The 18543-nt window shown below is 72.9% G+C and carries 14 protein-coding genes and 1 pseudogene; 10 read left to right on the top strand and 5 right to left on the bottom strand.

The genetic code is table 11. From position 1 onward, the window contains the following. The 3 genes from AB1460_RS29775 to AB1460_RS29765 form a co-directional block, all read right to left on the bottom strand. The coding region (locus AB1460_RS29775) for a FadR/GntR family transcriptional regulator (RefSeq protein WP_368965406.1) at nucleotides 1-313 on the bottom strand (313 nt) is incomplete at its 3' end. A 696-nt stretch (nucleotides 314-1009) separates the two neighbouring features. Then, complete coding sequence (locus tag AB1460_RS29770; RefSeq protein WP_368965405.1) at nucleotides 1010-1549, bottom strand: carboxymuconolactone decarboxylase family protein; 540 nt, start codon at nucleotides 1547-1549, stop codon at nucleotides 1010-1012. After that, nucleotides 1549-2112, bottom strand: a complete 564-nt coding sequence (locus AB1460_RS29765) for a peroxiredoxin (protein ID WP_368965404.1) — start codon at nucleotides 2110-2112, stop codon at nucleotides 1549-1551. Before AB1460_RS29765 ends, AB1460_RS29770 begins: the two co-directional genes overlap by 1 nt. Nucleotides 2113-2221: 109 nt before the next feature. On the opposite strand from AB1460_RS29765, the gene AB1460_RS29760 reads away from it, so the two are divergent. From AB1460_RS29760 to AB1460_RS29730, 7 genes are all read left to right on the top strand, one after another. Next, nucleotides 2222-3241, top strand: coding sequence for a LysR substrate-binding domain-containing protein (locus AB1460_RS29760; protein WP_368965403.1), 1020 nt, complete (start codon nucleotides 2222-2224; stop codon nucleotides 3239-3241). Between the two features lie 702 nt (nucleotides 3242-3943). Then, a complete protein-coding gene (locus AB1460_RS29755; protein WP_368965402.1) occupies nucleotides 3944-6595 on the top strand; it encodes a glutamate--cysteine ligase in 2652 nt (883 codons plus the stop codon). A 244-nt stretch (nucleotides 6596-6839) separates the two neighbouring features. Further along, nucleotides 6840-8621 carry an N-acetylglutaminylglutamine amidotransferase gene (locus AB1460_RS29750; RefSeq protein ID WP_368965401.1) on the top strand — a complete coding sequence of 594 codons (1782 nt, stop codon included), beginning with the start codon at nucleotides 6840-6842 and terminating at the stop codon, nucleotides 8619-8621. Then, nucleotides 8622-10832: a prolyl oligopeptidase family serine peptidase gene (locus tag AB1460_RS29745; RefSeq protein ID WP_368965400.1), complete on the top strand. Its 2211-nt coding sequence runs from the start codon at nucleotides 8622-8624 to the stop codon at nucleotides 10830-10832. A gap of 86 nt (nucleotides 10833-10918) precedes the next feature. After that, nucleotides 10919-11344 carry a GNAT family N-acetyltransferase gene (locus AB1460_RS29740; protein ID WP_071081697.1) on the top strand — a complete coding sequence of 142 codons (426 nt, stop codon included), beginning with the start codon at nucleotides 10919-10921 and terminating at the stop codon, nucleotides 11342-11344. 315 nt (nucleotides 11345-11659) lie between these two features. Next, nucleotides 11660-12913 carry a sensor histidine kinase gene (locus AB1460_RS29735; protein ID WP_368965399.1) on the top strand — a complete coding sequence of 418 codons (1254 nt, stop codon included), beginning with the start codon at nucleotides 11660-11662 and terminating at the stop codon, nucleotides 12911-12913. A gap of 48 nt (nucleotides 12914-12961) precedes the next feature. Continuing rightward, complete coding sequence (locus tag AB1460_RS29730) at nucleotides 12962-13756, top strand: DUF4097 family beta strand repeat-containing protein (RefSeq protein ID WP_368965398.1); 795 nt, start codon at nucleotides 12962-12964, stop codon at nucleotides 13754-13756. A 68-nt stretch (nucleotides 13757-13824) separates the two neighbouring features. On the opposite strand, the gene AB1460_RS29725 is transcribed toward AB1460_RS29730, so the two are convergent. After that, nucleotides 13825-14604: a sporulation protein gene (locus AB1460_RS29725; RefSeq protein WP_368965397.1), complete on the bottom strand. Its 780-nt coding sequence runs from the start codon at nucleotides 14602-14604 to the stop codon at nucleotides 13825-13827. Between the two features lie 289 nt (nucleotides 14605-14893). On the opposite strand from AB1460_RS29725, the gene fdhD reads away from it, so the two are divergent. Together fdhD and AB1460_RS29715 are read left to right on the top strand one after the other, a co-directional pair. Further along, nucleotides 14894-15754 carry a formate dehydrogenase accessory sulfurtransferase FdhD gene (gene fdhD, locus AB1460_RS29720; protein WP_368965407.1) on the top strand — a complete coding sequence of 287 codons (861 nt, stop codon included), beginning with the start codon at nucleotides 14894-14896 and terminating at the stop codon, nucleotides 15752-15754. 153 nt (nucleotides 15755-15907) lie between these two features. After that, on the top strand, nucleotides 15908-16483 hold the full coding sequence (locus AB1460_RS29715) for a hypothetical protein (protein WP_071081694.1): 576 nt from the start codon (nucleotides 15908-15910) through the stop codon (nucleotides 16481-16483). A 179-nt stretch (nucleotides 16484-16662) separates the two neighbouring features. On the opposite strand, the gene AB1460_RS29710 is transcribed toward AB1460_RS29715, so the two are convergent. Beyond that, nucleotides 16663-17649: an aldo/keto reductase gene (locus AB1460_RS29710; RefSeq protein WP_368965396.1), complete on the bottom strand. Its 987-nt coding sequence runs from the start codon at nucleotides 17647-17649 to the stop codon at nucleotides 16663-16665. A gap of 212 nt (nucleotides 17650-17861) precedes the next feature. On the opposite strand from AB1460_RS29710, the pseudogene AB1460_RS29705 reads away from it, so the two are divergent. Further along, nucleotides 17862-18416 (top strand): annotated as a pseudogene (locus AB1460_RS29705) (TerD family protein); the annotation flags it as partial. Nucleotides 18417-18543: the final 127 nt, after the last annotated feature.

The raw sequence follows: 18543 nt of genomic DNA, 5'->3' as shown, positions 1-18543 counted from the left end.
CGCGCAGGGTGGGGCGGGAGACGCCGAACTGTTCCATGAGGACGGCTTCGGGGGGCAGGGCGTCGCCTTCGACGAGTTCACCGCGGACGATCTGGCGGCGGAGCTGGGCTGCGACGAGTTCCGCGGTCTTCGGCACTCTGACCTGCTGGCCGACCTTGTTCTCGGACAGCGGGTTGATGCGTGGTGGACCCGCGGCACCGGCGCCCGACCCGTCGGCGGGCGCGCCGCTCACGGGCTCGCCGCCGCGCCGGGGCACACGCAACGTGTGTCCCCCGCGCACCGCACTGATGTTGGCCGGATTCAGTAACGCCATGACGGTGCTCCCCCAGTTTCTCAAGCCGCCGCCGCGGTTGGCCTGCGGTGACCGGTACGTCGGCGGTGTTGATGTGCACGCCCGGCGTTGGCCGGCTGCCCGGTCGGGCGACCAGGCGGATCGGCGGTCACCCGCCGGGCCTCGTCACGTCGCCCGGCGGTCGAAACCTCAGGTCGACTACCTGGCGTGCTTGTGAAGATGCATTCTGGCACCAGATGGTCGGCTTGGTTGGCGTGCGAGGAATCAGACCACGCTGTAAACCGGAACTGGCTAGTCGCAATGCGGCGTCATGGTTACTCAAAGTGGCGACATCGAATCCGCGGTCCGTGGTCCCGGTCGTGCCGCCCGCCGCCCGGTGTGGCCGGCGATCCGCGTGCTGAGCGGACTCGTCGGTGGTGGGGCGGCTGCGGGCGCGCCCGGTCGGTACCCGGTCGGGCCGGGTGGCACCGCACCGTGCGATCACGCAGGGTCGCTCCCGTGGCCGGACGACTGCCATCACGCGTCCGGCGCGTCGCAGTCACGCATCCGGCGCGTCGCCTGATGTGTCGTACCGCCGCCCGCCGCCCGCCGCCCGCCGGCGCAGCTGTGGCAGCTGGGCAGGCCGGCCACGGGACACGGCAGGGCCCGGCACGTGGCAGTGGCTGCCACGGTGCCGGGCCCTGGAGGGCGAGTGCCGGAGCTGGCTCCGGCCGGGACTCAGGCCGTCGCCGGAACCTGTTCGTGCGCCTCGATGGTCACCGCCGCCGCGTGTATGACGGAGGCGACGCGGATCGCGTCCTGGATGACCTCCCGGGACACCCCCCGCTCGCGCAGCTCGTGCTCGTGCGCGGTCAGGCACATCCCGCACCCGTTGACCGCCGAGACCGCCAGCGACCACAACTCAAAGTCGATCTTGTCGACTCCCGGGTTGGCGATGGCGTTCATCCGCAGTCCGGCGCGCAGCCTGGAGTACTCCTTGTCCTCCAGCAGGTGCAGCGTCCGGTAGTACACGTTGTTCATCGCCATGAGGGCCGCGGCGGTCCGTGCCGCCGTGGCTGCCTCGGGGGTGAGGTGCTCCAGTGCCTCGGCCTCCAGCTCGGCACGCACGGTGGCGCCCCGGCTGGCGATCGCGGCGGCGAGCACCGTGCCCCACAGCTGCTGGGTGTTCAGCTGCGACTGCGAGGTCACCGAGCCGAGGTTGAGCCGGATGTCCTTGGCGTAGTCGGGAAGCTGCTCCCGCACCCGGGCGACTCCCATTACGCCGCGACCTCCACCGGAGCGGCCGCGCCGCCGCCGAGGGTGGCCTCGCCCTTCTGCCAGTTGCACGGGCACAGCTCGTCGGTCTGCAGGGCGTCGAGCACACGCAGCACCTCGGCCGGGTTCCGCCCGACGCTGCCGGCGGTGACCATGACGAACTGGATGACGCCGTCCGGGTCGATGATGAAGGTGGCTCGCTGCGCCACGCCGTCGGCGCCGAGCACGCCGGCGGCCTGGGTCAGCTCGCGCTTGATGTCCGACAGCATCGGGAAGGGCAGGTCCCGCAGGTCCTCGTGGTTCTGCCGCCACGCGAGGTGGACGTACTCGCTGTCCGTCGAGACGCCCAGGACCTGGGCGTCGCGGTCGGCGAACTCGCTGTTGAGCCGGCCGAACGCGGCGATCTCGGTGGGACACACGAAGGTGAAGTCCTTCGGCCAGAAGAACACGACCCGCCACTGCCCGGGACGGCTGCTGGACGTCTCCTGGACGAAGGCGGTGTCGGGGTTGGTGGTGACGACACCGGTCAGGTCATAGGCGGGGAAGACGTCGCCGACGGTCAGCATCCGGAGTTTCTCCTCTCAGAGCGCCCCGCGGTGGGGCGCGGCTCCACTCTTACGACAGCGGACTGAGAAGTGAAATCGAAAGATTCTGGCAGTCTGATAGCTTGAGGCTATGGCTCAACCTCAGCCCACCCTCGCGCAGCTGCGGGCGCTGGTGGGTGTCGCAGATCACCGGCACTTCGGTCGGGCCGCGGCCTCGCTGCACGTCAGTCAGCCCACCCTGTCCAGCGCCGTGGCGGCGCTGGAGCGCACCCTGGGCATCCAGCTCGTCGAACGGACCACCCGTAGTGTGCTGTTGACCCCGTTGGGCGAGGAGATCGTGCGTCGTGCCCGTGGCGTGCTCGGCGCGCTGGACGACATCACCCAGCTCGCGGTGAGCGCGCGGGAGCCGCTGACCGGCGACATCCGCCTCGGTGTGATCCCCACGGTGGCTCCTTATCTCCTGCCCCGGCTGCTGCCGTCGCTGCGCGCCCGGCGCCCGGAGGCGCGGCTGCGGCTGCGCGAGGCGCAGACCCATGCGCTGCTGGAGGAGCTCCGCGGCGGCGCACTGGACCTCGCGCTTCTCGCCCTGCCGAACGACGAGCCGGGCGTGGTTGAGTTGCCGCTCTACGACGAGGACTTCGTCCTGGTCACGCCCGCCGACCACCCGATGGCCGGCGGCAGCGGGCTGCCGGTGGGCGCGCTCAGCGGCCAGGAGTTGCTGCTGCTCGAGGACGGGCACTGCTTCCGCGCGCAGGCACTGGACGTCTGCCGTGAGGCCGGCGCCCGGGAGCGCAGCGCGCTGCGCGGCGCCAGCCTCTCCACGATCGTGCAGATGGTCGCCGGCGGCCTGGGTCTGACACTGGTGCCGGCCGCGGCGGTGGGCGTCGAGGTGGGGGAGGGGCGCGGCCTGGCGACGGCCACCTTCCGTGACCCGCCGCCGCGGCGGCGCATCGGCCTCGCCTTCCGGACGACGTCCGCGAGGGTGGCCGACTGGAACCTGCTCGCCGCCGAGATCCGCGCCGCCCTCCCGGTCACGAAGCTGCGGGTGACTCCCGTCGGCGATCCGCCCGGCGCCGCGCTCCGCCGTGACCTGTCCGCGGTCGGCTCCGGTGGACAGGCCGGCAGCGGGGAGCCGCCGGACGGGGCATAGCCGACAGGCGGCGCGTCGGAGAGTGGTGGCGGTCGACGGAATCCGTCAGGTCTCCGCTGCCTTCCTGCGGATTCTTTCCCGGTATCTACCTTCCGTATCCGTCCTGGCCGTTTTCCGGAATCAGAGGGATGCCGGAAAACGTGCCGGAGACGCTTCCGGGTCGTGTTCGGGTGCTGCCGCGGCGCACTCCGGTCAGTGGCACCGGGGCGGGCCCGATTGGTCGTGCTGTGAGCTTTCTCGCCCGAGTTCGTGTGACGGATCGTGGCGCTGGCTCTCGTTCCGTGGTCGGTCGGTTGCCTCGCCCCGGCCCGCCGTCCGGGCGTGGGAGCAGTAAATCCACAGCCGCTCCGGGCGATTCGTCATGGTTTAAACACCTTCTCGGTGGGTAATAAGAGCCCTGCTGGCGGAGGCGGCGCTTCGCCGTGGCCGGCACGCAGGCGTCGTCCGCTCACGCCCTGACCGGGCAGCAGCGGGACCGTCCGCGGATCCGGCCCACATGGAAACCGCCATGTGCGGCCGGCCGCGCCTGATCAGTTCGGAGCCGATGTGAACAGGCGAGACCGTGGCGTGGCCGCGGCGTCGAGGATTTCCGGCGAGTGCCCGACAACACCTGACATCCCGCCCATGATTGTACGGACGAGGGCGAGCGGTGACACGCCCAGGACATATCCCTGTAACCCGTCGGCCCTAGTGTAGGTATTCATGAGCGACGCGCGGATTGCGGCGGTCGGTGTTGAAGAAGAGTTTCACATCCTCGATCTGCGGACCCGGCGGCTCTCGCCTCGGGCCGAGGAGATACTGCGCGGGCTTCCCGACGACCAGTTCTCCCCGGAGCTCCTGCGGTCCGTGGTCGAGACCAACAGCCGGCCCTGGACGGATCTTTCCGACCTGCGGGCCGATCTGGTGGATCTGCGACGGCGGCTCGCCGCCGTCGCCGAGCCCCTCGGGCTGGGCCCGGTGGGCGCGGGCACCGTCCCGCTCATCGCCGAGGACCCGCACGATGTCTCGCGGGACCCGCGGTACATCCAGATGGCGGAGGAGTACCAGCTCCTCGCACACGAGCAGCTGATCTGCGGCGCCCAGGTGCACGTGGACGTCGCCGACCGGGATCTGGCGATGGCGGTCACCTCCTGGGTGGCCCCGTGGCTGCCGATGCTGCTCGCGCTCTCGGCGAGCTCCCCGTACTGGAACGGTGCCGACAGCGGCTACGCCAGCATGCGCACCCTCGTCTGGCAGCGCTGGCCGACCGCCGGCGTGGCCGGCCCGTTCAGCACCGCGGCCGAGTACGACCAGCTCGTGGCGGACCTGGTCAAGTCGGGCGTGATCAGCGACCCGGGGATGGTGTACTTCGACGTCCGTCCCTCGGCGCACCTGCCCACCGTCGAGCTGCGGATCTGCGACGCCTGCCCGGACGTCGACACCGTGATCCTGATCGCCGGGCTGTTCCGCGGGCTGGTGTGCCACGCGATCGACGCCATCCACGCGGGCACCCCGCCGCCGCCACCCCGGGCGGAGCTGCTGCGCGCCGCCACCTGGCGGGCCGCCCGCTCCGGTATCGAGGGCGACCTGGTCGACACCTCGGGCACCGGCAGCGTGCCGGCGGAGGAGCTGCTGCACCGGCTGCTCGCCGAGGTCCGCCCGGACCTGGAGCGCGTCGGCGACTGGGAGCTCGTCCGCCACCTCGCCGAGGCCGCCGTCGGGCGTGGCAGCGCGGCCTCCCGGCAGCGCCGGGCGTTCGCCCGCCGCGGCCGGCTGACCGACGTCGCCGACCTGCTGCTCGCCGAGACCCGCGAGTCACCGCCGCCGTCGGTGGACCCGCCGGGTGTCCCCTCCGCGGCCCGCCCGGCGTCGGCGCGGCCGCTGTTCCGGGGCTACCGCCCTACCGGGTTCGACGAGGTCGTCGAGGTTGTCGAGTCCGGCGCGCAGAGCGACGGCGAGCGCGGCGGTGGCGACGGGCAGTGCGGGGGAGAGGCACAGGTGCGGGTCGCCTACCGTGGTGTCGCGCGCACCCTGGAGCGCCTCGGGCCGGCTGTGCTGGCGGAACGCCGCGAGGCCATGGAAGCCGAGCAGATCGACCGCGGCGTGGTCTTCCGGGTGGCCGGCGAGTCACAGCAGCGCCCGTTCCCGTTCGACCTGGTGCCGCGGATCGTCACGGCCGGCGACTGGGAGCGGCTGCAGGCCGGGCTCACCCAGCGGGTCCGCGCGCTGGAGGCGTTCCTGCGCGACACCTACTCCGAGCGGGCCGCGGTCGCCGACGGCGTCATCCCGCCCTGGGTGGTCAACGACTCACCCGGGCTGCGCCACGCCGGCCGCCTGCTGTCGCGGGAAGGTTCCCCGCTGTCCGGCGGCGTCCGGGTCACCGTGGCGGGCATCGACCTCGTCCGCGGCGGTGACGGCGGCTGGCTCGTCCTGGAGGACAACCTGCGGGTGCCGTCCGGGGTCGCCTACGCGATCGAGAGCCGGCAGCTGACCCGCGCGGCGCTGCCCGAACTCAACCCGCCGGGTGCCATCCTCGGGGTCGACGCGGTGCCGTCCCTGCTGCACGAGGCGCTGGTCGCCGCGGCCCCGCCGGCGGTGCGCGGCGAGCCCTCGGTGGCGGTCCTCAGCGTCGGCCCGCAGGACTCGGCCTACTACGAGCACACGTTCCTCGCCGAGGAGATGGGCGTCCCGCTGCTCACCCCGGCGGATGTCCTGGTCGACGGGGACGTCCTGTACGCGGTCACCGGCGGCGGGCGGCGGCGCCTCGACGTCCTGTACCGACGGGTCGACGAGGACGAGCTGATGGGCCTGCCCGGGGCCGACGGGACCCCGCTGGGGCCCGGTCTGCTGCGCGCTGTCCGGGCCGGGTCGCTCGCGCTCGCCAACGCGCTCGGCAACGGGGTCGCCGACGACAAGGTGGTGTACGCCTACGTCGCCCGGATGATCACCTACTACCTCGGTGAGCAGCCGCTGCTCGACGACGTCCCGACCTATGTCTGCGGGGACGACGAGCAGTGCGCCCACGTCATCGACAACCTTGACCGGCTCGTCGTCAAGCCGGTCGACGGCTACGGCGGCGCGGGGGTGCTCATCGGGCCCGCTGCCACGCCGGAGGAGCTGGCGCGGGCCCGGGAGCAGATCGCCGCCGACCCGCGGGGCTGGGTCGGCCAGGAGGTCGTCTCCCTCTCCACCCATCCGACCTGGGTGGACGGCGAGTTCCTGCCGTGCGCGGTCGACCTGCGGGCGTTCGTCTACGCGGGCCGCGAGACCGTGGTGGCGCCGGCCGCGCTCAGCCGGATGGCGCCACCCGGCAGCCTGATCGTCAACTCGTCGCGCGGCGGCGGGTGCAAGGACACCTGGCTGCTCCGCTCCTGATCACCGCGATGCCGGCAGTGCTGTCGTGCACTGCAACACCGGCGTCATCGAGGTGAAACCTCGGCCGTCGAAGGTAGGTGCGCGGTAGGCCGCGGTCACCGGCTGCGTACGTCCGGTACGTCCGGCGTGTCCGGTTTCCGGGGTCCTACCGTGACCTTCGCCGTCTCTGCTGGCCCGCACGGGTGGGCCGCGCCGAGGAGGAGCAGAACGACCGTCTGACCGATCGATCGACGGGAGCTGGAACATGTGCGGGCTGAGCGGTGAACTCAGGTTCGACGGCCGGGGGGCGGATGTCGCCGCGGTGGAGCGGATGACCGCCGCGATGGTCGCACGCGGACCGGACGGTGTCGGAACCTGGTCGTCCGGCCCGGTCGCGTTCGGGCACCGGCGGCTGCGGATCATCGACCTGTCGGAGCGGGGCGCCCAGCCCATGGTCGACACCGCACTCGGGCTCACCGTGGTGTTCAACGGCTGCATCTACAACTACCAGGAGCTGCGGGACCAGCTCGCCGACGCCGGCTACAGCTTCTTCTCGACCTCCGACACCGAGGTCATCGGCAAGGCGTACCACCACTGGGGCGCCCGCTGCGTCGACCACTTCGCCGGCATGTTCGCCTTCGCCGTGTACGAGCGTGACACCGGCCGCCTCGTCCTCGCCCGCGACCGCCTCGGCATCAAGCCCCTCTACGTGACCCGTGACGCGCGCCGGCTGCGGTTCGCCTCCAGCCTGCCGGCGCTGCTCGCCGGCGGCGAGGTGTCCTCCGACATCGACCTGGTCGCCTTCCACCACTACCTGTCGTTCCACGCGGTCGTGCCGCCGCCGCACACCATCCTCGCCGGGGTGCGCAAGCTGCCGCAAGCGACCATCCGGGTGATCGAGGCCGACGGCACCACCCGCGACGAGGTCTACTGGCGGCCGGAGTTCACCCGCCGGCCCGAGCACGCCGACTGGACCGCGCAGGACTGGCAGGAGGCGATCGGCGAGCGGCTGCGCACCGCTGTGCGGCGCCGCATGGTCGCGGACGTCCCGGTCGGGGTGCTGCTCTCCGGCGGGCTCGACTCCAGCCTCATCGTCGCCCTGCTCGCCGAAGCCGGGCAGCGCGACCTGGCGACGTTCAGCGTCGGGTTCGAGGCCGCCGGCGGCGAGTCCGGCGACGAGTTCCACTACTCGGACATCATCGCCCGCCGCTTCGGCACCGACCACCACCAGATCCGCGTCCCCGGCGCCGGGCTGCTGCCCGCGATCGACGCGGCGGTCGCCGCGATGAGCGAGCCGATGGTCAGCCACGACTGCGTCGCGTTCTACCTGCTCTCCCAGGAGGTCGCCCGGCACGTCAAGGTCGTGCAGTCCGGGCAGGGGGCGGACGAGGTCTTCGCCGGGTACGCCTGGTACCCGCCGCTCGCCAGCGTCGGGCGGGCCGACGCCGTCGACGCCTACCTGCGGGTGTTCGCCGACCGCCCGCACAGCGACCTGCCCGGGATGGTCGAGGCGCACCACCTCATCGAGGCCGACGCCAGCCGCCACTTCGTCGCGGAGCGGTTCGCCGAGCCCGGCGCCACGACCTCCGTCGACGCGGCCCTGCGCATCGACTCCACCGTCATGCTCGTCGACGACCCGGTGAAGCGGGTCGACAACATGACCATGGCGGCCGGCCTGGAGGCCCGCACCCCGTTCCTCGACCACGAGCTGGTCGAACTGGCCGCGGCGTGCCCGCCCGAGTTCAAGCTCGCCTCGGGCGGCAAGGGCGTCCTCAAGGATCTCAGCCGTCCGCTGATGCCGGTGGACGTCATCGACCGTCCGAAGGGATACTTCCCGGTCCCGGCCATCCGTCATCTCGACGGGCCCTTCCTGCGCCGGGTCGCGGACGCGCTGACCGACCCGGCGGCGCGGGCCCGCGGGCTGTTCCGCAAGGACTGGGTCGACTCGATGCTCGCCGAGCCGAACTCGAACCGCACGACGTTGGGAGCGAACGCGCTCTGGCAGGCAGCTCTGCTGGAGATGTGGTTGCAGACACAGGGGGTGTAAATGCTCCGTCCGGCCGACCCGGTCTCCACCGGCATTCCGTTGCAGGCCACCGCACCGGGGCCGGAGAGCCTCGCGGTGGACGTGCCGTTCCCGAACGCGCTGTTCCCGGACGTGCCGTTTCCGGACGTGCCGTTTCCGGATCTGCCGGTCCCGCGAGGCGGGGCCGGCACGCGGGACCTGGTCGACGAGTGGGCGGCGCCGCCGAGCGTGCGCTGCCCCTCACCCGGGCCGGGCGGCACCCTCGCGTTCGTCGGTGACCGCACCGGCCCGCCGGCGCTGTGGATCCGCGGGGCCGACGGCGGCGAGTGGGTGGTCGACACCGGCCCCGGCCAGGTGCGGTCGGTGATGTGGTCGCCGGACGGTGCCTGGATCGCGGTCGTGGTGGCGCCCGGTGGTGGGGAGCGCACCGAGGTCCGGGTGCTCCGGCCGGACGGCACCGAGCTGCGTACGCTGGCCGGCGCCGGCGCCGCCCGGCCCGGAGGGCTGGACCCGGCCGACCCGGTCGCGGCCACGGCCGTCCGCTGGCTCGCGGGCGGTACGGCGCTCCTGGTCACCGAGGCGGGCCGAAGCGGCCTGACCCACGCGCTCGCCGTCGACCTGTCCGGGCGCCGCCGCCATCTCGCCGCCGGTCTTGCCCTGCAGGTCTGCGCCGTGCACGAGGCGGCCGGCCGGTGGCGCCTGCTGCTGCGCGAGGGCCCCCGCGGGGCCCGCCGGGCCCTGGTGACGCAGATCGACGTCCAGCCGGTCGACGTGCCGCCGGTGGACGTCCAGCCGGTGGACGTCCTGCCGGCCGACGCGGTGGCGGCCGGATCCGCGGTGCCCGGCGGCACGGTGACGGCGCTCGCCGGCACCTTTCTCGCGGACGGCTCCCGGGTGCTGATCGCCTGCGATCTCGGCCGGGAGCGCCCCGGGCTGCTGGAGGTTCCGCTCGACGCGGACGCCACCCCCGGCCCCGCCCGGCTGCTGGCCGGGCGCGACGACGCCGATCTGGAACGACTCGTCCTGGTCGACCCGGCCACCGCCGTGCTGAGCTGGAACGCCGGCGGCCGCAGCGAGCTCGCGCTGTGCGATCTCGCCACGGGCGCCTCCCGGCCGCTGCCGCCGCCACCGCGGGAGGTGGTCACCGGCCTGCTGAGCGTGGCCGACGGCGCGACCCTGATGCTGGCCCTCGCCGGCCTGACGGCCCTCGGCGAGGTGTGGACCTTCGACCTGGCCGGCGCCCGGGCCGACGGCGAGCCGGCCTACCGATGTCTGGTCTCCCACACCCCCACCGCCTACCCGACCGTGGACCTCGCGGCCGTGGACCGCGCGGTCGTGGACCTGGCGGTCGTGGACCTGGCGGTCGTCGGCGCCGCTGGCGACCACGGCCCCGCGGGGCCGCCGGCGCAGCCGGTGGGCTACCGGCTCGTCCGTCCGGTCGGCCTGCGGTTCCCCGCCCACGACGGGCTGGAGCTGAGCGGCTGGTGGTACCGCCCGCCGGCCGGCCCGGGCCCGCTGCCGACGCTCGTGTACTTCCACGGCGGCCCGGAGGCCCAGGAGCGCCCTGTCCTGAACCCGCTGTTCCACGCGCTGCTCGCGCAGGGCATCGCGGTGTTCGCTCCGAACGTGCGCGGCTCGACCGGGTTCGGCCGGTCGTTCGAGGAGGCGGACCACGGTGAGCACCGGTTCGCCGGCATCACCGACGCCGCCAGCGCCGTCCGCCACCTGGTCGACGAGGGCCTGGCCGCGCCGGGCCGCATCGGCGTGGCCGGCCGTTCCTACGGCGGGTACCTGACGCTGGCGGCGCTCGTCACCTTCCCCGACCTGTTCGCGGTCGGGGTGGACATCTGCGGCATGGCCGACCTGGAGACCTTCTACCAGCACACCGAGCCGTGGATCGGGGCGCCGGCGGTCGTCAAGTACGGCGACCCGGTGACGGACCGGGAGCTGCTGCGGGCACTGTCACCGCTGCACCGGATGGACGCGCTCGCCGCCCCGCTGATGGTCGTGCACGGGGCCAACGACACCAATGTCCCGCTGTTCGAGGCCGAGCAGACCGTCGCGGCCGCGCGGGCCCGCGGGGTGCCGTGCGAGTACCTGCTGTTCGAGGGGGAGGGCCACGAGGTCGCGGAGCGGGCGAACCGGCTGGCCTTCGTCCGCGGGGTGGCCGGGTTCGTCGCCGCCCGCCTGACCGGAGCCGTGGCGGCGGAAAGCCTCGGTGAGGCCGTATGACGGCCTGAGTCGGACAGGAGGGGTGCCGTCCACGCAGCAGGGGCGCCGTCCACACATCACGCGATGGAGCTGTAGCGTAGCGTAATGTGAAGATAGAGGAGCTGGAGGCCGAACGTACCTGGCTCGCGTTCGATCCCATGCGACAGCTGCGGCCACACCTGACCTCGGCCGGATTCGTGCGGCTGGTGAACGAGGTCCAGCGGCCGCAGGGGTACCGCCTGGTCGGGTCGTGGGACGCGGAGTCGGGCCGGGTGGTGGCGGCCATCGGGTTCCGCGAGAACAGCTCGCTCGCCTACGGCCGCTACCTGCTCGTGGACGACCTCACCACGATGCCGAACATGCGCGGCCGGGGGCACGCCACCCGGCTGCTGGCCTGGCTCGAACGCGAGGCCCGGCGCCTGGGCTGCGCCCAGATCCACCTCGACTCCGGCACCCATCTGCACGACGCCCACCGGCTCCTGCTGCGCAGCGGCTTCACGATCCCGGCCTTCCACTTCTCCCGCCGTCTCTGATCCGCTCCCGCCGTCTCTGATCCGCCGTCTCTGACCTGCTGCTGATCCTCCTCCGCTGCCGTTGATCCGCCCGGCCGGCGTCCTGCGGGGCGCCGAGGTATGGCTAGCCCCAGGGCAAACCGACCAGCCAGCTCGGTCGTGGCGCCCGGTCCGCGTGATTTACCGTCGCGTCAACGGCCGGTCATGGGCCGTACGACACGCCGGCCGGGCGCGGGATGCCCGACCGGTGGCGGACGCGGCGGGAGGTGAGGCGGGGTGCGGGTCCCTGGAGTGGTCCGGCGCCTGGCCCGATCGGCCTACGGGCCGCAGACGTGGATGGCGACGATCTTCGTTGCCCAGACCGCGGTGGTCGCGACGGTGGCGTTCGTCGTGGTGCTGGTCAGCCTGGTCGTCGGAGTGCCGTTGCTCTTCGTGGCCCTGTTCGGCCTGCCGCTGCTGTGGTTCTGCCTGGTGGCCGCCCGGACCAGCGCCCTGGTCGACGCCTGGCGGTTCACGGCGGTGCTGGGCTGGCGGCTGTGGCTGCGCCCGCGGGCGGGATCGGTGCCCCCCGGGACACCCCCGGACCTCGTGCCCGGCCGACTCGGCCGGGCCGTGCTGCGGCTGACCAGCCCGGCGGCCTGGCTGGAGGTGCTGTACGCACTGGTGGTGCTGCCGCTGTTCGGGTGGCTCGGGGCCTGGCTGGTGTTCGTGGTCTGGGGCGCCGGCCTGTCGTTCACGCTGTTCCCGCTGTACGGGCACGGGCTGGCCGACTCCGGCCGCTTCCTCGGCCTGGACCTCGGCTACCCGGGGTCGCTGGCGCTCCACCTGGTGATCGGGATCGTCGCCCTGCTCGCGGCCCCGTGGGTCGCCCGTGGAGTGGCCGTGGCCCACTTCGCGGTCGCCCGGCTGGTGCTGTCCCCGTCGGTCGAGCCCGACCTGCAGGCCCGGGTGGACGACCTGGAGGCGAGCCGCGCCGGCATGGTCGCCGCGGCCACCGCCGAACGCCGGCGCATCGAACGCGACCTGCATGACGGCGCGCAGGCCCGCCTGGTCTCGGTCGCGATGACCCTGGGGCGAGCCCAGGAGCGGTTCACCGACGATCCGGAGGGTGCCCGCGGCCTGGTCGCCGAGGCACACACCGAGGCCAAGCGGGCGCTGGTCGAGCTGCGTGACCTGGCCCGCGGGATCCATCCATCAGTGCTCACCGACCGCGGCCTCGACGCGGCGCTGTCCGGTCTCGCCGCCCGCTCCCCGGTGCCGGTCACGCTCGACATCGAGATCGGCCGGCGGCTGGACATCGCCACCGAGTCCGTCGCGTACTTCTTCGTCGCCGAGGCGCTGACCAACGTCGCGCACCACGCACAGGCCACCCAGGTCCGGGTCGGGGTGCGCCCCGCCGGCGACCGGCTGGCGGTGGAGGTCGCCGACGACGGCCGCGGCGGCGCCCGCGAGGACGCCGGGACGGGCATCGCCGGCCTGCGCGACCGCGCCCGCGCCGTCGACGGCGACATCGTCCTCGTCAGCCCGCCTGGCGGCGGGACCACGCTGCGGATGGAGCTGCCGTGGGCGACGCCCGGAGTGGGCAGATGACCGGAGCGGGCAGATGACCGGAGCAGGCAGATGAGCGGAGGGACGACGATGAGGGCGAGGCACGGCCGGGGCCGGATCGCCGCGCTCGCCGCCGGCGCGGTGCTCGCCGCCGCCGCGACGGGGCTGGCCGGCCTGCAGCTCGTCGACTGGACGTCCGGCACCGTGCAGCAGGTCGAGCGGTACAGCGTCACCGCCGGCGTCGAACGGATCCAGGTGCAGACGGGCTCCGGCGGGATCCGGCTCACCGGCACCCCCGGCGGCGCGGTGACCGTCGAGGGTCGGCTCTCCGGGTCCGTCACGGTCCCACGGCTGTCGAGCGTGGTCCGGGGCGGAGTCCTGTTCGTCAACACGTCCTGCGACTTCTCGCTCTGGTCCTGTCGGGGGTCGCTCGACCTGCGGGTGCCGCCGGGCATCCCGGTGTCCGCCCGGACGGGCTCCGGCACGATCACGGCGACGGGCCTCGCCGCCGCCGCGACGCTGCACACCGGCTCCGGCTCGGTACGGGTCGACGGAGCCCGAACCGCCCTCACGGTGTCCACCGGGTCCGGTGACGTCCATGCCCGGCGTGTCACCGCCGGTCGGATCGAGGCGTCCACCGGCTCCGGCGACGTGCGGGTCGAGCTCGACCAGGCCCCCGAGGGCGTCGCCGTCCGCACCGGGTCGGGGAACGTGGAGATCGTTCTGCCGGCCGGCGGCGCGCCGTACGCGACGGACGTCCACACCGGCTCGGGCAGCTCCCGGATCGGAGTGCCCACCGACCCGGCGGCGGCCCGTCATCTGCGGGCCAGGACCGGGAGCGGCGACGTGGTCATCCGCCACCCCGTGCCCGGCGGCGCCGGCTGACGGAGGTCGCCGTCCGGGCCGGGCCGGGTCGGGGTGGGCCGGGCGCGGGGTACGGGCGCCGGGACGCCTCAGAACCAGCCGCGGCGGGCGCCGAGGGCCTGCAGCTGCTCGTGCAGCGCCCCGGCGAGGGCCCGGCGGTCGGTGTCGTGGTGGCCCACCCGGAACCGGCTGAGCTGGTCGCCGCCGGAGTGGAGCAGCCCACCGCGGCGGTCCGCCTCGAGGACGATGTCCATGCCGGCGCCGTCCACCAGGAAGGTGACCTCCAGCTCCTTGATCCGGCGGGCGTACTCACCGGAGGGCGCCAGCTCGATCTCCTGATAGAAGGGCAGCTCCGAGCCGTGCAGCCGGCCCTTCTCGACGTCCGCCGACCGGAACTGGAAACCCAGGTCGCCGAGCGCGGCGAGAACCGCCTCCTGCACGGGCAGCGGGTGCACGTTCACCGGGTCGAGATCGCCCGGGTCCAGCGCGCCGGGGATCGACAGCGTCGTGCGCACACCGATCTTCATGCCGTGCAGGTGCCAGCCGCCGACATCGGTGATCGGCGTCTGCCACGGCACCGCCAGCTCGAAGCGGCCGGACTGCTGCTCACCGGCGCGGATCACGAAGCCGCCGCCGATCTGCTGGGACCCGAAGGTCACCTGCTCGTACCAGGTGGAGTCCTCCGTCTCGACCTCGACCGTCGCCTCCAGCGCGACCAGGATCTTCTCGATCTCCTGGTCGACCTTCCCACCGGTGATCGTGGTCTGGCCGGTCACCACCGCGCCCGGCAGGGTCTCCGGGCGGTCCAGCACCGTCTCCACCTCGGCGGCGCCCACTCCGAGCCGTGACATGAAGCGCTTCATACCCATGGCGTTTTCGTCCCCTCGTCGTCGAGTCCGTGGCTTTCACATAGCTCTAGCAGGTGGACGCTGTCCAGGGTCGATGCGTCAGCGACCAGACACCGCGTCTCCGCATCCCGGCGCGCCGACGGCTCGGCTGGTCGGTCGGCTGGTCCACCGGCGGGTGGGTCGGCTGGTCAGGCCCCGCCGGGCGCTTTCCTGCCATTCGTCCTGATATACCCGAGCGACCGGCGCGGAACGACCGCGTCGAAGGCTCGACATGATGGATTTCGCGACCCACCTGGGGGACGGTGACCCTATGGGGCGAGCAAGCACGCGACGTCGGGTCATGCGGGTGACTCTGGGCGCGGAGCCGGTCCTGCGGCCGGACACGGTGGTCGGGGAGGAACCGCTGGAGATCCGCGTCGGCGGCCAGCCCCTGGCCGTCACGATGCGGACCCCGGGCGACGACATGGATCTCGCGGTCGGCTTCCTGCTCGGCGAGGGCCTGATCTGCACCGCCGCCGACATCGCGGGCATGCGCTACTGCGCCGGCCCCGAGGGCTCCGTCGACGAGGAGGGCCGGCTCACCTACAACGTGCTCGACGTGACGCTCGCCGCGGGGGTGCCCGAGCCCGACGTCGACCTGCGCCGCAACTTCTACACCACCAGCTCGTGCGGCGTGTGCGGCCGCGCCAGCATCGACGCGGTGCGGCTGCGCGGGCGCTACGACATCCGCGACGACCCGCTGCGGATCACTGCCGAGGTGCTCGCCGACCTGCCCGGGCGGCTGCGCCGCGCCCAGCGCCTGTTCGCCACCACCGGTGGCCTGCACGCGGCGGCGCTCGCCGACCCCGACGGCGGCGTCCTGGCTGTCCGTGAGGACGTCGGCCGGCACAACGCGGTCGACAAGGTCGTCGGGTGGGCCGCGCGGGCGGGGATGGTGCCGCTGCGCGGCCACGTGCTGCTGGTCAGCGGGCGCGCGTCCTTCGAACTGGTGCAGAAGGCGCTGCTCGCCGGGATCCCCGTGCTCGCCGCGGTGTCGGCGCCGTCCGCGCTCGCGGTCGACCTCGCCGAGGAGAGCGGGATGACCCTCGCCGGCTTCGTCCGGGGCTCGTCGATGAACCTCTACACCGGCTCCCACCGGGTGATCCTGCCCGGCGTCGCCGCCGCCCGCTGATCGCAGGGCGATCGCCCGGTAACCGTCCGGTGATCGTCGGGCCGGCTGCGTCCCGGCCGCGAAAACCGTCATCGGACGGGTTCCGTACGCCCAGCGGAGGATGCGGCGGCGGGCGCCGTCCGGGCCTCCGAACCACCCGATAGCATCTGAACCGTGACCTGCATCGTCGGTGTGGAGCACGACGGCCGGGTCGTGATCGGGGGAGACAGCGCTGGCGTCGCCGGCTGGTCGATCACGGTCCGTGCGGATACGAAGGTGTTTCGCAACGGCGAGTTCATCATGGGCTTCACGGACTCGTTCCGCATGGGCCAGCTGCTGCGGTACAGCCTCGTCCCGCCCGTCCCGCACACCTGGGATCTCGACCGCTTCATGGCCACCGAGTTCGTCTCGGTCGTCCGCGACTGCCTGCGCGACGGCGGCTTCGCCCGCAACGACGCCGGCAACGAGTCCGGCGGGCAGTTCCTGGTCGGCATCCGGGGGCAGCTGTACCGGATCGACTCCGACTACCAGATCGGCCGCACCGTCGACAACTACGACGCGGCCGGCTGCGGTGAGGAGTACGCCCGCGGCTCACTGCACAGCACGGTCGGCGAGGAGCCCGAGGAGCGGGTCCGCAAGGCTCTGGAAGCCGCGGCCCACCACTCCACCGGCGTCTGCCCGCCCTTCCACATCCTCTCCGGCGAAGCCGGCCACGACGCGGGAGACCTCGAGGACCGCACCACCTTCTGACCCGGAACCAGCCCCGGTGCTCGGGGATTACCGTGTCCGGAACCGAACACGGGACCCGCCGGGGACGATGGACGCGGTTTTCTCACCCGGGACTGATACGAGGGACGAAGCCCAGCGGTGCCGCCCGGCCGGGCGGCACCGCTGGGCTTCTTGCCGCTGACATCTCTCGGGGACCGAGGTCAGGAGCGGCCGACCCGTTCCGCCGCCAGTGCGGCCCAGGAGGACGGGCCGGTCAGCGGGGCGAAGCTGTCCGCCGCGGTGGTCAGCGCGTCGTACTCGGCGTCGGTGAGAATGATGTCGGCGGCCGCGGCGTTGCTCTCCATCTGCGCGACACTCGACGCACCCGGGATCGCGACGACCTGTGGGTGGTGCACCGCCCAGGCGAGGGCGATCTGGGCGGGCGTCGCGTCGTGCGCGGACCCGACGTCGCGCAGCACGTCGAGCAGCGGGGTGAGCCGGGCGAGGTTCTCGGTGAGGAACAGCGGGTTCGTGGCCCGCACCGCCCCGCGCGGGCGTGTCGTCACGTCGTAGCGCCCCGACAGCAGACCCTGCGCCAGCGGGCTGTAGGCGATGATCAGACGGCCCTCCCGCCGTGCGAACGGGATGAGGTCGCGGTCGGCCTGGCGGCGGATCAGGCTGTACTGGACCTGGTTGGACAGCACCCGGCCGCCGAGTGCCTCCTCGGCGGCGCGCCAGCGGTCCAGTGAGTAGTTGCTCACCCCGACCTCGTCGACGAGGCCGACCCGGCGCAGTGAGGCCATCCCGCGCATCGTGGTGCCGTCCCGGACGAGTGGATTGGGCTGGTGGACCTGGTAGAGGTCGATGGTCCGCACGCCGAGCCGGTTCGCGCTGGCGACGGCGCGCTGCTCGACGACCGGTGCCAGCGGCAGCACCGGGAAGATCTTGGTGGCGATGAACGCGGCCTCGGTGGGCACCGGCGCGTCGGCGAGCGCCGCACCGAGAATGCGCTCACTGCGGCCGAACGCGTACATCTCGGCCGTGTCGAACAGGGTGACACCGAGCTCGAGGGCACGGCGGACGATCAGCGCGGCGTCCGTGCCCGCGTAGGACGGCCCGTAGCCCCATTCCCGCGAGCCGAACTGCCAGGTCCCCAGGCCGATTCTGGAGATCTTCTTGGTAGTGGAGACGGCTTCCACGTAGCGCATGGCATCCAGTCAACGCCACCGCCGCGCCGACGGCGAGGGGAGACGGGGCGGCGCGGATCGTGATGTCCGAGGTCCGACAGGTGCTCGGTAGGATCCACGTCCTGTCAGATGCGGGCCGGGCTGCTAGTTTTCCGGACATCCGGTCCGTGGGGTTCGGTGGGACTCCGGCGTGGGTCCGCTCCCGCGGCGACGCACCGACGGAGGGGAGAGCGGTGGCAACGCAGTTCAGTCGAGGGCAGAAGTCCCCGCTGTCGGCGATCACCGCTGGCACCGATCTGTACATCGGGATCCAGATCACGGCGCCGGGCGACTGGGACGTCTCCTGCTTCGGCCTGGATGGCGCCGGCCGGCTCTCCGACGACCGGTACTTCGTCTTCTTCAACCAGCCGCAGTCACCCGAGTCGTCCATCCAGCTGCTCGGCACGCAGGCCGGTGACACCCAGTCGTTCCGGTTGACGCTGGACAAGGTGCCAGACTCGGTGCACAAGCTGTCGTTCTGCGCCGCGCTCGACGGTGCGGGCAGCGCGGCACAGATCGCCTCCGGGTACTTCCGGATCGTGGCCGGCGGTACCGAGGTGCTCCGCTACGCCTTCACCGGCGCCGACTTCTCCGACGAGCGCGCGGTCATGATCGGCGACGTCTACCGCAAGGGCGTCTGGCGGGTCGCGGCGGTCGGCCAGGGTTTCAAGGGCGGGCTGGCGGAGCTCATCCGCAGCTACGGCGGTGAGGTCGCGGACGAGCCGGAGCCGGCTCCCGCACCCGCCCCGAGGGTGACCTTCACCAGCTTGCTGTTCTGCTGGGTCCAACGGCCGGCCGTCGCCACCTCACGGTACGGGTTGAGGCTGTTCATCGCACCCGGCTGCACCCTGTCGCTTATTCAAGTCTAGCGCTGCG

Origin of the sequence: Parafrankia sp. FMc2, assembly GCF_041008525.1 — a bacterium.
GTDB lineage: Bacteria > Actinomycetota > Actinomycetes > Frankiales > Frankiaceae > Parafrankia.
Note: the sequence above shows the minus strand (reverse complement) of the source record. Positions and strands in the feature narration are given on the sequence as shown.